General features: G+C 70.3%; 13 protein-coding genes. 8 read left to right on the top strand and 5 right to left on the bottom strand.

Annotated features, from left to right (window positions below; all coding sequences use genetic code 11):
- The first annotated feature begins 44 nt into the window (after positions 1-44).
- The 3 genes from ligD (at position 45) to M8I34_RS23555 (ending at position 2,869) form a co-directional block, all read left to right on the top strand.
- Positions 45-1,016, top strand: a complete 972-nt coding sequence (ligD, locus tag M8I34_RS23565; RefSeq protein WP_250052090.1) for a non-homologous end-joining DNA ligase — start codon at positions 45-47, stop codon at positions 1,014-1,016.
- Positions 1,017-1,092: 76 nt separating this feature from the next.
- On the top strand, positions 1,093-2,229 hold the full coding sequence (locus tag M8I34_RS23560; RefSeq protein WP_250052088.1) for a glutathione S-transferase family protein: 1,137 nt from the start codon (positions 1,093-1,095) through the stop codon (positions 2,227-2,229).
- A 340-nt stretch (positions 2,230-2,569) separates the two neighbouring features.
- Positions 2,570-2,869, top strand: coding sequence for a hypothetical protein (locus tag M8I34_RS23555; RefSeq protein WP_030079334.1), 300 nt, complete (start codon positions 2,570-2,572; stop codon positions 2,867-2,869).
- A 22-nt stretch (positions 2,870-2,891) separates the two neighbouring features.
- Here M8I34_RS23555 and M8I34_RS23550 read toward each other — a convergent pair whose 3' ends face one another.
- Positions 2,892-4,220, bottom strand: a complete 1,329-nt coding sequence (locus tag M8I34_RS23550) for a PLP-dependent aminotransferase family protein (protein ID WP_250052086.1) — start codon at positions 4,218-4,220, stop codon at positions 2,892-2,894.
- A gap of 103 nt (positions 4,221-4,323) precedes the next feature.
- On the opposite strand from M8I34_RS23550, the gene M8I34_RS23545 reads away from it, so the two are divergent.
- Positions 4,324-5,151, top strand: a complete 828-nt coding sequence (locus M8I34_RS23545; protein WP_250052084.1) for an alpha/beta fold hydrolase — start codon at positions 4,324-4,326, stop codon at positions 5,149-5,151.
- 30 nt (positions 5,152-5,181) lie between these two features.
- On the opposite strand, the gene M8I34_RS23540 is transcribed toward M8I34_RS23545, so the two are convergent.
- Positions 5,182-6,048, bottom strand: a complete 867-nt coding sequence (locus tag M8I34_RS23540) for a class I SAM-dependent methyltransferase (RefSeq protein WP_250052082.1) — start codon at positions 6,046-6,048, stop codon at positions 5,182-5,184.
- Between the two features lie 366 nt (positions 6,049-6,414).
- Between M8I34_RS23540 and M8I34_RS23535 the strand changes: the two genes are divergently transcribed.
- The 4 genes from M8I34_RS23535 (at position 6,415) to M8I34_RS23520 (ending at position 10,888) form a co-directional block, all read left to right on the top strand.
- A complete protein-coding gene (locus M8I34_RS23535) occupies positions 6,415-8,019 on the top strand; it encodes an alpha/beta fold hydrolase (RefSeq protein WP_250052080.1) in 1,605 nt (534 codons plus the stop codon).
- A gap of 333 nt (positions 8,020-8,352) precedes the next feature.
- Positions 8,353-8,853 (top strand): hypothetical protein, encoded by a 501-nt coding sequence (locus M8I34_RS23530; protein ID WP_250052078.1) that lies wholly within the window; start codon positions 8,353-8,355, stop codon positions 8,851-8,853.
- 4 nt (positions 8,854-8,857) lie between these two features.
- The gene (locus M8I34_RS23525) at positions 8,858-10,090 is read left to right on the top strand and encodes an MAB_1171c family putative transporter (protein WP_250052076.1); all 1,233 of its coding nucleotides are present in this window, start codon (positions 8,858-8,860) and stop codon (positions 10,088-10,090) included.
- A 6-nt stretch (positions 10,091-10,096) separates the two neighbouring features.
- The gene (locus tag M8I34_RS23520) at positions 10,097-10,888 is read left to right on the top strand and encodes a trans-aconitate 2-methyltransferase (protein WP_250052074.1); all 792 of its coding nucleotides are present in this window, start codon (positions 10,097-10,099) and stop codon (positions 10,886-10,888) included.
- 64 nt (positions 10,889-10,952) lie between these two features.
- On the opposite strand, the gene M8I34_RS23515 is transcribed toward M8I34_RS23520, so the two are convergent.
- From M8I34_RS23515 to M8I34_RS23505, 3 genes are read right to left on the bottom strand one after another with little or no spacing between them, the layout of a single operon-like run.
- Positions 10,953-11,816 (bottom strand): amino acid ABC transporter permease, encoded by an 864-nt coding sequence (locus M8I34_RS23515; RefSeq protein ID WP_250052073.1) that lies wholly within the window; start codon positions 11,814-11,816, stop codon positions 10,953-10,955.
- Positions 11,813-12,457, bottom strand: coding sequence for an amino acid ABC transporter permease (locus M8I34_RS23510; RefSeq protein ID WP_250052071.1), 645 nt, complete (start codon positions 12,455-12,457; stop codon positions 11,813-11,815). Before M8I34_RS23510 ends, M8I34_RS23515 begins: the two co-directional genes overlap by 4 nt.
- A gap of 19 nt (positions 12,458-12,476) precedes the next feature.
- A complete protein-coding gene (locus M8I34_RS23505; RefSeq protein WP_250052069.1) occupies positions 12,477-13,415 on the bottom strand; it encodes a glutamate ABC transporter substrate-binding protein in 939 nt (312 codons plus the stop codon).
- Positions 13,416-13,420 lie beyond the last annotated feature (5 nt).

Below are 13,420 nucleotides of genomic sequence, written 5' to 3'. Positions count from 1 at the left end.
GCGTCCGATCTGCGGGCGCCCCCGGATCCGACGACCATCGAATCATGGCCCCGTCCGCCGAGGTTGGCTCGGCCTCGTACCCCGTGATCCGGCCGATGCTGGCCACGGTCGGCCCGCTGCCTGCCGAGTACGAGGAGACGGCCTGGGCCTTCGAGGCCAAATGGGACGGCGCGCGCTGCATCGTCAACACTCCCGGCGACGGCACGATCCGGCTGATCACCCGGGCGGGCAACGACGCGACCGCGACCTACCCGGAACTGGGGCCGCTGGGCGAACAGCTGCGGGGCCGGCCCGCCGTGCTCGACGGCGAAGTGGTGGTCCTGGACGCACGCGGACGGCCCGACTTCGGGCTGTTGCAGCGCCGGATGGGCGTGGTCAACCCGCGCCGTACGGCCCGGCTGGCCATGGAGCACCCCGTCCACCTCGTCCTGTTCGACCTCATGTACCTGGGCGGATCGCTGCTCGGGTCGCCGTATTACGAGCGCCGCAGCCTGCTGTCCGGGCTGCGGCTGCGCGGCCCGAACTGGTCGGCGCCCGGCTATGTGGAGGGCCATGCGCAGCAGGCGTGGGAGGCGTCGTTGCAGGGCGGTCTCGAAGGCGTGGTGGCCAAGCGGCTGACCTCCGCGTATCTGCCGGGCGTCCGCTCACCCGAGTGGCGCAAGACGAAGCATCTGATGACCCTCGACGTGATCATCGGGGGCTGGACCGAGGGCCATGGCGGGCTGGCCGGCCTGCCCGGGTCCGTGCTGGCGGGCCTCGCCGAACCCGGGGGACTGCGCTATGTCGGCTCCGTCGGCTCGGGGCTGTCCGACCGGGAACGCCAGGAACTGGCGCACTACCTGGGAGTGATCCCGCTCGACCACTCCCCGTTCATCAACCCCGTGGACGCTCCGGGGGTCCACTGGGCCGAGCCCCGGCTCGTCGCCGAGATCACGCTCAGCGGCTGGACCTCGGCCGGCCGGCTGCGGCACCCGATCTGGCACCGGCTGCGCCCCGATCTCACCCACCTCGGCTGAGACGGGGGATAGCCGCGCCGCACCGGGAAGGCTCGCCATGAGGACTCCGGGCAACCGCAGACGGAAGGAGCCGGTGATGCCGCACCCCACCGACAGCAACACCGACGGCCACACCTACGGCCACACCGACAGCACGGCCGACGGCACCACGGACGGCGCATCGGCCGGCACGCCGCACGCCACCCCCGACGGCAACGAGGCCTACGGAAAGAAGCCCTTCAAGCGCTCCAAGAGCCACTTCGCGGACCGCGTCACGGCGGACGGCCGCGACGGCTGGCCGGTCGAGGCCGGCCGCTACCGCCTGGTCGTCAGCCGCGCCTGCCCCTGGGCGAGCCGCGCCGTCATCTCCCGACGGCTGCTCGGCCTGGAGGACGCGATCTCGCTCGCCCTCACCGATCCGCTCCAGGACGACCGCAGCTGGCGCTTCACCCTGGACCCGGACGGCCGCGACCCCGTCCTCGGCATCCGCTTCCTCAGCGAGGCCTACGACGCCCGCGAGAAGGACTACCCGGGCGGCGTCAGCGTCCCCGCCCTCGTCGACATCCCCAGCGGGCAGCTCGTCACCAACGACTACCAGCAGCTCACCCTGGACTTCGCGACGGAGTGGACGGCGCTGCACCGGCCCGGCGCACCCGATCTCTACCCCGAGCCGCTGCGCGAGGAGATCGATGTCGTCATGGCGGGCGTCTACCGGGACGTCAACAACGGCGTGTACCGGGCCGGTTTCGCCACCGGGCAGAGCGACTACGAGGCCGCCTTCCACGACCTGTTCCGGCGCCTGGACCTGCTGTCCGAGCGGCTGTCCGACCAGCGCTACCTCGTGGGCGACACCCTCACGGAGGCCGACATCCGGCTGTTCACCACGCTGGTCCGCTTCGACTCCGTCTACCACGGACACTTCAAGTGCAACCAGTTCAAGCTGGCCGAGGACCCGGTGCTGTGGGCCTACGCCAAGGACCTCTTCCAGACGCCCGGCTTCGGCGACACCGTCGACTTCCACCACATCAAGCAGCACTACTACCAGGTGCACACCGGCATCAACCCGACCGGCATCGTGCCGATCGGGCCGGATCTCTCCGGCTGGCTGACCCCGCACTACCGCGAGGAGTTGGGCGGCCGGCCGTTCGGCGACGGCACCCCGCCCGGCCCGGTACCGCGGGCCGAGGAGGTCCCGCCCAGCGGACGCCCGGAATCTCTAATGACCGGCTACTGACCCGACCGCTGACCGACTGCTGACCGACCGCTGACCCGCCGCTGACCGACCCCTCGGCCGCCCCCGGCCCTGGACCTGGCCGGCCGGGATCCGACCGCCGCTCCCGGACCGTGAGATCCTGAGAACAGACAGGGACAGACAGGGATAGACAGGGGCAGGCAGGGACAGGCGAGGTCGAGCCCGGCGGCCGGGCTGTGCGCGTACCTGCCGAGCGCGCGGGTGCCCGGGGCCGCCACGGCACCCCACCCGCCCCACCACTCCCCCACCCCGAACGATCCAGCCGCCCCACACCACTCACCCACCCCACACGACCCACGCACTCCAGCGAGGAGTCAGCCCGATGAGGATGGTCCTGAAGGCCCGTATACCTACCGAGCCAGGCAATGAACTGATCCAGAACGGCGAGCTACCGAAGATCATGGAGACGGCCATCGCCGCCCTCCAGCCGGAGGCGGCCTACTTCACTCTCGACGACGGTGAGCGCACCGCCTTCTTCTACTTCGACATGACGGAGTCGTCGCAGATGCCGACCCTCCTCGAAGCGTTCTTCATGGACCTGCACGCCAAGGTCTCGCTCCAGCCGGTGATGAACGTGCAGGACCTGCGCACCGGACTCTCGGAGCTGATGAGCGGCACCTGAACCGGCGCCCCCGGCACGGCGCTCACTCCGGCGCCGTGTCCTCCGGTGCGCCGTGCGCCAGCCCGGCCAGAACATCGAGCGCGTCGGCCAGGACATCGAGGGGCGGCGAGGCGAGAGCCAGACGTACGGCGTTGGGCGCATGGCCCGGACCGACGGCGAACGCCCCGGACGGTGTGACGGCGATCCCGCGCCGGGCAGCGGCAGCGACAAAGGTGTCGGCCCGCCACGGCTCCGGCAGTTCCCACCAGCAGTGATACGCCTGCGGATCGGCGCGGACCCGGAAGCCGGCGAGTCTGTCGGTGACGATCCGCCGACGCGCCGCGGCATCGCTGCGCTTCGCCTCCTCGATGGCCGCCGCGGTGCCGTCGGCCATCCAGCGGGTCGCCGCATCGAGCGCGAAGCGGGAGGCCGTCCAGGTCCCCGAGCGAAGGGCCGTCGCAAAATCCTGGGTGGCCCCGGCCGGCACCGTCAGAAATCCCAGCGACAGTCCGGGCGCGAGCCGCTTGGACAGGCTGTCGACGACCACCGTGCGCTCCGGAGCGAGGGCCGCGAGGGGCGGCAGGTCGTTGCGGAGGAATCCGTAGATGGCGTCCTCGATGGCCGGGATGTCCAACTCGCGCAGCGTTGCGGCGAGTTCGGCGCGCCGGTGGCCCGGCATGGTGATGCCCAGCGGGTTGTGCAGGGCCGGCTGGAGGTAGACGGCGCGCAGCGGGGCGGCGGCCCGCAGCGCCTCGGGGGTCAGGCCGTGCTCGTCCATGGCGAGGGGGACGAGCGTGACTCCGAGGCGGGCCGCGATGCCCTTCACGACGGGGAAGGTGAGCGCTTCGACGCCGAGGCGCTCACCGGCCGGGACCAGCGCGGCGACCGCCGCGGCGATCGCCTGCCGGCCGTTGCCCGCGAAGAGCAGCTGCCGGGGGTCCGGTGCCCACTCGGCGCGGGCGAGGTGGGCGGCCGCCGCGCGGCGGGCAGCGGCCGTGCCGACGGCGCCCACCGGGCGGAGCGCGGCGCCCAGGGCGTCGGGGCGCAGCAGCTGTCCGAGGCTCTTGGCCAGGAGCGCCGGGTGGTCCGGCAGAACGGGGAAGTTCATCTCCAGGTCGACCCGGGCCTCCCCCGGCTCGGCGAGGGCCGGCTCGTCCGAGGGGGCGGCGGAGCGGACGAATGTACCGCGGCCGACCTCGCCCACCGTCAGACCACGTCGGCTCAATTCGCGGTACACCCGGGCCGCCGTCGAACTTGCGATACGCCGGTTACGGGCGAACCGGCGCAGCGGCAGCAGCCGGTCACCGGGGCCGAGCCGGCCCGCAGCGATGTCGGCCGCGAGCTCATCGGCGATCGCGCGATAGTCGTCCATCGGTCACTTCCCACATTGTACCGAGTGCATTTTCAGCATTGTGCCGAGAGATTGCTCCTCTATAGCATCGAGGCGTCAAGTCGCAGCGGAGGGGATGTCTGCCATGGGATCGGTCTTTTGCCGGGAGATCAGCGTGGGGTACGACGAGGAGGGCAGCGGCGAGCCGCTGGTGCTCATCCATGGGCACCCCTTCAACCGGTCGATGTGGCGCCCGCAGACCGAGCACTTCAGCCGGGCCGGATGGCGGGTGATCGCCCCGGACCTGCGGGGCTACGGGGACAGCGCGGTGGTCCCCGGCACCACCCCGCTGACGACGTTCGCCCGGGACATCATCGGCCTGCTCGACCGTCTCGGGGTCGAGCGCTGTGTCCTCGGGGGCCTGTCCATGGGCGGCCAGATCGTCATGGAGTGCTACCGGCTCTTCCCGGAGCGGGTGCGGGGTCTCGTCTTCGCCGACACGTTCGCCGCGGCGGAGACCGAGGACGGCAGGACCGCGCGTTACGACATGGCGGAGCGGCTGCTCCGCGAGGGCATGGACGGCTATGCCCACGAGGTGCTGGCCAAAATGATCTCCCCGCACACCATCGCCTCCCAGCCGGAGGTCGCCGCACACGTCCTGGGGATGATGACCTCCACGGCACCCGAAGGCGCGGCTGCCGCACTGCGCGGCCGTGCCGAACGCCCCGACTATGCGGAGCTGCTGACCCGGGTTTCGGTGCCGGCCCTGGTGGTGGTCGGTACGGAGGATGCCTACACCCCCGTGAGCGACGCCCGCGACATCCACGAGCGCATCCCGGATTCCCGGCTGGCGGTCATCGAGCACGCGGCTCATATGCCGAACCTGGAACGGCCGGACGAATTCAACGCGGCACTGGACGCCTTCCTCGCCTCCCTGCCGCAGACCACGGCAACGCCCGCACCGCAAGGCTGAGCGCCAGCGCCACCCCTCGCCGGTCGGTGGTCATGGCCGAGCCCCGGGAACCCGCGGTTCATCGCGGGACGACGGGCCGGGCCCGACAACCCGCCCGGACGCCAGCAGCGCCGTGTGCGGCAGCACCAGCCGGCCGTCTTCGTCGGTGAACTCCTCGGCCAGCACGGTGAATTGCTTCCGGATGCGCTCGGCCACGGCCGCCCCCTGGCTGCGTACGATCCGGCCGACGGTCGCCACCCCTGCCGCCGGACCGCTCCACCACTCCTGCGGGGTGGTGCGGTGGTCCCAGGACAGCGTCCGGCAGCCCGCATCCGTCAGGCCCGCGCCCCGCAGCAGGCCGACGAGGCCGTCTTCGGTGCGCGGGAAGTCGTCCTCGGGGGCGAGCGCGGGCAGAGACGGCGGACGGCTCACACCGGCCGCCTGTACCGCGCGACCGAGCAGCGCCTGCCCCGGCGCCGCGGGCGCCGCCCAGAGCGTCAGCGCGATCCGGCCGCCCGACCGGGTCACCCGGCGCAGTTCATCGAGGGCCACCCGTGGCCGCCCCACGTGATTGAGCACGAAGTTGCCGACCACCGCGTCGAATTGCCCGTCGGCATAGGGGAGTTGCGGGAGCGCGGCGATATGGACGGACGCGTCGGGTACGGCGCGGGCCGCACGCCGGGCCATATCGGGCTCGGCGTCCACGGCGACCACCCGCGCACCGCGCGCACCGGCCGCCGCGGCGGCCGAGCCGGTACCCGTACCGACATCCAGCACCCGCACGCCGTCGGTCACCCCCGCGGCATCCAGCAACTGCGGCACGGTGTAGGCACAGAGCCTGCCGAACCCGGCTTCGTACGCGGCCGCACTCCCCGCCCAGGCCCGGCGCTCATTCTCATCGAACGACGTCTGAAGCACCGCTCCCCCTCCCCCGGCCGACAACACGACCGGCAACTCGGCAACTCACCACTCGGCACCTGCGCCGACGAGCGACCAGCACTCAGCACTCAGCACTCAGCACTCAGCACTCAGCACTCAGCACTCAGCACTCAGCACTCAGCACTCAGCACCATCCTCGCCGACATCCGCGCCCGCCCCCATCCACCCCACCCGCCTCCCCACCTCCGACTCCCCCTGGACCCAACGGCGTTACTCAGCCGTAACCTACCGATGGGTTACCTAAGGTAAGGCGCGGACTTTACTCTCCAGTCAACTCGGGTCACGTACGCCCCTCCTGTCCTCGGACAGCGTGCGGTCGGCCCGCATCGAGATCTGGAGCAGAAGATGAGGCCCTCCCGTACGACACTGCGCGCCGCGACCAGTACCGTCTCCGCGGCAGTACTCGCCACCACGGTTCTGGCCGGCGCGCCCGCCACCGCCGAGGCGGCGACGCCGGAATCCGCCCCCACGGCAGCAGTATCGGGCGCCTCCCCCTCCGTACGGTTCGTCGACATCAAGGGCGACGGCGGCATCACGCTCAAGGCGAATGTCTTCACCCCGGCCGGCGCCGACGGCACCCGGCGCTACCCGGTCATCGTGCTGCCCACCAGTTGGTCGATGCCGCAGATCGAGTACATGGCGCAGGCCAAGAAGCTGGCCGAAGCGGGGTATGTCGTCGTCGGATACAACTCCCGCGGCTTCTGGCAGTCCGGCGGGGAGATCGAAACGGCCGGCCCGAAGGACGTCGCCGACGCGTCGAAGGTCATCGACTGGGCGCTGGCCCACACACCGGCCGACCCGCAGAAGGTCGGCATGGGCGGGGTCTCCTACGGTGCCGGAATCTGCCTGCTGGCGTCCGCATTCGACAAGCGGATCAAGGCAGTTGCGGCGCTCAGCGGCTGGGCCGACCTCATCGACTCGATCTACAGCGGCCGTACCCAGCATCTCCAGGCGGTGGGGTTCCTCAACGGTACGGGCGAGCTGACGGGGCGCCCCAGCCCCGAACTCCGGACGATCCTCAAGAACTTCCTCACCTCCGATCTCGCCACCGAAAAGGACATGATCGAGTGGGGGAGGAAGCGCTCCCCCAGCACCTACCTCGACAAGATCAACGCCAATGGCGCCGCGATCATGCTGGGCAACGCATGGGGCGATTCCGTCTTCCCGCCCAACCAGTACGCCCACTTCTACGAGAAGCTGAAGGGCCCCAAGCGGCTGGAATTCCGCCCGGGTGACCATGCGACGGCCGAAGGGCTCGGGCTGTTCGGACTGCCCAACGACACCTGGACCAACACCCAGCGGTGGTTCGACCACTACCTCAAGGGCGCGGACAACGGCATCGACCGCGAGTCGCCGGTGCTGCTCAAGTCCCGCTCCACCGGCGCGTACGAGGGCTACAAGAGCTGGCAGGACGTGGCGTCCACGCAGCGGAAGATCGAGCTGGGCGACAGCCGGCAGATCCACACCAACTGGGACTCCGGCGCCAACGGCGGTCTGATCTTCCTCTCCAGCATGCTGGACCAGTTCCTCCGGCTGCCGCCGATGGCCTCCATCCCGCTGCTGCCGCGCTCCCTGGCCGCCGTCTGGCAGTCCGAGCGCTATGAGACCGGGCAGCGGATCAGGGGAACCACTCGGCTGCACACCACCATGACCAGCACGGCGGAGAGCGGCACCGCCGTCGCCTACCTCTACGACGTGGGCCCGCTCGGCATCGGCAAGCTGGTCACCCACGCGCCGTACACCTTCCACGACAAGACGCCCAACCAGCCCTTCGGCGTGGATCTGGACCTGTTCTCCACGGCCTACGACGTCCCGGCCGGCCACCGTCTCGCGGTGGTCGTGGACACCGTCGACCCGCTGTACAGCGAGTACAACCCGAGCGGCGCCCGCCTGACATTCTCCTCCCCGGCGAGCGATCCGTCGTACATGTCGGTACCGGTGCGCGACTAGGGCCTGTTGCCTGGATCAGGCCGGGCTCGCGGGGTCCGGCGTGGTCCAGACGACAGGCCGTAGGACGCGCCTTTCAACGGGTTTAACGGCTCGGTGGCCCATCGCCCAGGTCTCCGCCATGTCGTGGTGTCGAGGCAGGCCGGGGGAGGGAGCGCAGACGACGAGTCGACAGCCTGCTCCTCGGTCCCCCCTTGAGATCGCCTCGCGTAACGGCGACGATGGCTGCCGTCACAGTCCTTGGCAGCGTGCGGCCTCAGTGTGTGCATTGCGCTGCGCCAGACTGGTGGGGAGCGATGTACAGCCGACCCGAGGCGCCGGAAACAAGGTGACACCATGACCACACGGCAGGTCCGCAAGCGGTGCCAGGCGCTCGTCAGCGCGCTCGACTTGCCCAGTCCCTTCTCCGTCGAGGCCCTCGTCCGCGAGCTGTCGGTCCGGCGGGGCCGGCCCATCCGGATCCACACCCTGGCGATCGGCTCCGCCGTGAACGCCTGCGGCATGTGGATCGCCACCGAATCCTGCGACCACATCTTCGTCGAGGAGAAGACCACCAGGTTCCACCAGGAGCACATCGTTCTCCACGAGATCGGTCACATCCTGTGGGATCACGGCACCAGCGAGGACGAGGACCACAGCGCGCTGGCCACGCTGCTGCCCGACCTCCGCCCCGACGTGGTCAGGCGACTGCTGGGCCGCACCAGCTACACCTCCGAGCAGGAACAGGAGGCCGAACTCGTCGCCAGCCTCATCCACTCGGCCGCGGGTATGCTGCCCCCTTCGTCGTCCCCAGGGGTGCGCGGCACGCTCGAAGTCGCCCTAGGAATCCGCAGGTAGGTGCGTGGACATCAACTCCCTCTACGAACTGGGCACCCGCGTCGAGCTCACCGGCGCACTGGCCCTGTGGCTGGTGATCGCCCTCCGGCTGCCCACCGCCCGACGCTCCCGGCAGCAGAAGATGCTGCTGATGTCCGCGATCGGTCTCGCCGGGTCGATCACCGTCTATCTCGACCCCGTCACCGCGGCACTGAACCATGCCTTCCGGTTCGCCGAGAGCTGCGGCCTGTTCATGAACGGCTGGGGCGTCCTCAGTTCGGCGCTCATCCTCGACTTCGTTCTCGCCGCGATGTCCCGGCGCCGCCCCTGGCTCGTCTACGGCCCGATGGTCCTCACCATCACCGCGCTGATCGCGCTCAACTACACCATCTCGCCGGATGCGGGCTGCGTCACCAGTCAGGCCGTCCCCTGGTACAGCCCGTTCTGGTGGCTGCTCATCGCGGCCCACCTCATCGGCACCATTCCGTGCGCCGTGCTGTGCGTGCGCTACGGGCGCCGGGCCGGCGACGACCGGCCCGTGCGCACCGGGCTCCTGCTGCTCGCCGCCGGGTTCACCTCGTCCGCCACGTTCTGGTGTGTCGTCCTGGCCTTCCTCCTCGCCCGGCCGGACTGGCTGGGGGCGTTGTTCCCGCTCAACATCGGGGTCACGGCCTGGCTGATGACCGCGGGGGTCGGTCTGCCCCTGGTCCTCACCATCCAAAGGGCCGCCCGCGACATGAGCGCCCTCTGGCGTCTGCATCCCCTGTGGCGCGAGGTCACCGCCGCCGTTCCTTACGTCACTCTGGACAAGCCGGTCCCTCGCGTCCGTGCGGTGCTCGGCGGACCCCGCACGATCCGCCTCCGGCTCTACCGCCAGGTCATCGAGATCCGCGACGCCCTGCTCGTGCTGCACGACTATGTGACGTCCGAGGCGATGGAAGCGGCTCGGCACCACATCGGGGCACAACACCTGCCCGGGGAACAGATCGAGCCTGCGGTCACCGCCTGCTGGCTGTGCACCGCCCTCGACGCCCAGCAGGCCGCGGCCACCCCCCGGCCGAACCAACTCGCTCCCGGAGGGCCCGCCCACGACGGCCTCCGCAGTGAGGCCGACTTCCTGCTGGCCGTCCTTCGGGCCCGCGCGCTGCCCGCCGTACGCTCGTTCGCCGTGCCGCCCGCACCGGCCGGTCCCGCACAGGCCAGTCCCGCGGTGCCGGACCCGCGTGCCCCCCAGTCGTCGCCTTCCCGCACCAGTTAGGAATCCATGACCCAGCAGTCCGCCCGCACCCCCTACACCAGCGGCATGTTGAGCAATGACGCCGGGCGTGAGCGGGACCGCCTGACGTCCATCCAAGGCAGCGTCGACACGTTCACCACCGGAGTCCTGGACCGCCTCCCCGTCGAAGCCTCCTGGAACTGCCTGGAGCTGGGCGCCGGTGCGGGCTCCATCGCCTACTGGCTCGCGGGACGGTGCCCGGACGGACGCGTGGTCGGCGTCGATCTCGACACGCGCCACCTCGACGCCGGCCGTGCGGCGAACCTGGAGATCCAGGAAGCCGACATCACGGACGAGGGCTACGCCCCCGGCAGCTTCGACCTCATCCACGCGCGCTACCTGTTCTGCCATCTCGCCGCACGCGACGACATGGTCGCGCGGGTCAGCCGCTGGCTCTCCCCCGGTGGCTGGCTCGTCATCGAAGAGCCCTACCAGCTGCCCGGTGCCACCTCCCCCTTCCCCGTGATGCGGCGCATCCTCGACGCCTACCAGCGCATGTACCACGAGCACGGCGCCGACCTCACCTGGGTCCGGGGCCTGCCCGCCCTCCTGGCCGGCAGCGGTCTGTCCGACGTCGCCTTCGCCGCGAACCCCGGCTACATGGGCGGACTCGACAAGGACCGCTGGCTCCCGCTCATCAGCCAGGCCGCACCCACCCTCCTCGCCGACGGTCTGGTCACGGAAGCCGACCTGGCGGAGTTCCACACCCTCCTCAAGGACCCGGCCTTCATCGACATCCCCCAGATGACCCTCTCCGCCTGGGCCCGCCGCCCGGCGTAGGCACCGTCCGCGGGCGGGCCGGGCCGAAGCCTCCCGTGCGGTGCCCGGCTCCCGCCCTCGGCCCTCACGCCGGCGGCTTGTGGCTCCCCGGCAGCAAGGTGCCCGGTTCCGGGGCGGCCACCTCGACGGCCTCGACCTTGGGGTTGCGCCGCTGGCGCTTGGACACCCAGTTGGCCAGCCAGGAGAGCAGCATGCACATCCCGATGTAGATCGGCGAGATGATCATGACGACGGGGATGAACGGCAGGTCGTAGTCGAGGTTGGAGGCGATCAGCTTGCCGGCGTGCAGGAACTCCTCGTAGGTGATGAGGAAGCCGAGCGAGGTGTCCTTCAGGGCGACCACCAGCTGGCTGATGATCGCCGGGAGCATCGCCCGGACCGCCTGCGGCACCAGGACATGCGTCATCACCTGGGTCTTGCCCATGCCCAGGGCGTAGGCGGCCTCCCGCTGGCCCCGGTCCACGGAGTTGACGCCGGTACGGAAGACCTCGGCGAGCACCGAGCCGTTGTAGAGGGTCAGCCCGGCGACCAGCGCGACCAGGGGTTCCGCCTTGAGCGCCACATAGATGAAGAAGATCATGACCAGTACGGGCATGGCCCGGAAGAACTCCACGAGCAGCGTGGACACCCAGCGCACGACCCGGTGCTCGGAGAGCCGGCCGGTCGCCAGCACCCCGCCCAGCGCCAGTGACAGCACCGCGGCGAGACCGAAGGCCTTCAGGGTGTTGCCGAGGCCCCGCAGCAGGAGCTCCTGAATTCCCTTGTAGGCGAAGGGAGTCCACTTCGCCGCGCTGAACTGGCCGCTGACGAGGAGGAGGTAGATGATCCAGCCGATCAGAGCGAGGATCACCACCGTCGAGCCCACACCGTAGAGCCGGTGCCGCTGCCTGCTCCGCGGGCCCGGGACGTCGTAGAGGGCGGTGGTCATCGGGCGACTCCGAAGCGCTTCTCCAGCACGTTGAAGATCGCGCTGATGGTCAGGGTCACGAGCAGATAGCCGACGGCGATCCAGACGAAGGTCCAGACGATGCTGTAGCCCATCTCGTTGAGCGGCTTGTAGACCCCGAGCAGTTCGACGACGCTGAAGGCGCCGGCGATCGCGGAGTTCTTGGCGAGCGCGATCAGCGTGGAGCCGATGGGCGGGATGACGGACCGGAAGGCCTGCGGGAGCACGATGTCACCGAGGGTCTGCGGGAAGGTCATGCCCAGACTCCGGGCCGCCTCGCCCTGCCCGACCGGCACGGTGTTGATGCCGGAGCGCACCGCCTCGCAGATGAAGGCGGAGGTGTAGCAGCCGAGCGCGAGGATGGCGAACAGCTTGAAGGGCAGGACGACGCCGAAGCGCGGCAGGCCCAGCACCACGGCGAAGAACAGCAGCGTCAGCGGCGTGTTGCGCAGCACCGTCACCCAGACCGTGCCGAAGGCCCGCAGTGAGCCGACCGGCGCCACCCGGAACGCGGCCATCAGGAAACCGAGGACGAGCGCGAGCAGCGAGGCGTAGACGGTGAGTTCGACGGTGCCCAGCAGGCCCTCCCCGTAGAGGGAGAGGTTGTCGAGGAGAACGTTCATCGGTCCGTTCCTTGGCGGCTCAGGTCGCCGGGTAGCGGTCGATCGGGGGCGGCTTGGGGGCGGGCACTCCGGACAGGCCGAGCGTCGCGTCGTACGCCTTCTGCCAGTTGCCGTTCTTCTCGTTCGCGGCAAGGGCGTCGTCGAGCGCGAGCCGCAGCGCGTTGTCGCCGCGGGGGACTCCGATGCCGTACGGCTCCTCGGAGAAGGGCTTGCCGACCACCTTCAGCTCGTCGGGCACCTTGGCGGCGTAGCCCAGCAGGATCGCGTCGTCGGTGGTGACCGCGTCGACCTGGTAGGTGAGCAGGTTGTCGACACATACCGAGTAGGTGTCGTAGGCGACCAGCACGGCCTTGGGGTACTCGGCCTGGATGCGCTGGTAGGGGGTCGAACCGGCCGCCGAGCAGACCCGTTTGCCGGCCAGGTCCTGTGGTCCCTTGATGTTGTTCTCGTCGGTGCGCACCAGCAGCGACTGCCCGGCCATGTAGTAGGGGCCGGCGAAGCCCACCAGCTTCTTGCGCTTGTCGTTGATGGTGTAGGTGCCGACGTAGAGGTCGATCTGGCCGTTCTGGAGGGCCGTCTCGCGGTTGGCGGAGGCGATCGTCTTGAACTCGATCGTGTGGGGCGGGAAGCCGAGGGCGGCGGACATCATCTTGGCGATCTCGATGTCGAAGCCGGTGTACAGGCCGCTGGCCGGGTCCTTCTCGCCGAGGTAGGGCTGGTCCTCCTTGACGCCGATGACGAGATGGCCGCGGCGCTCGGCCTTCACCCAGGTCGGGGATTCGGGCAGCGAGAAGTTCTTCGCGACCGGGTAGTGGGGCAGTTTGCTGCCCTCGGGGCCCTTGACGGGCGGGCTCCCTTCCCGGCCGCAGCCGGCGAGGGCCGGCGCGAGCACGGCGAGCACCAGGGCCACGAGGACCAGCAGGGCGCGGCGCAGGGGCGAGGAGTGGCTGTGCGGCATCACGA

The sequence above is a fragment of the Streptomyces sp. MCA2 genome, from assembly GCF_023544705.1.
Lineage (GTDB): Bacteria > Actinomycetota > Actinomycetes > Streptomycetales > Streptomycetaceae > Streptomyces > Streptomyces decoyicus.
The sequence above is the reverse complement of the archived record's forward strand: the minus strand, read 5'-3'. Positions and strand labels throughout refer to the sequence as shown.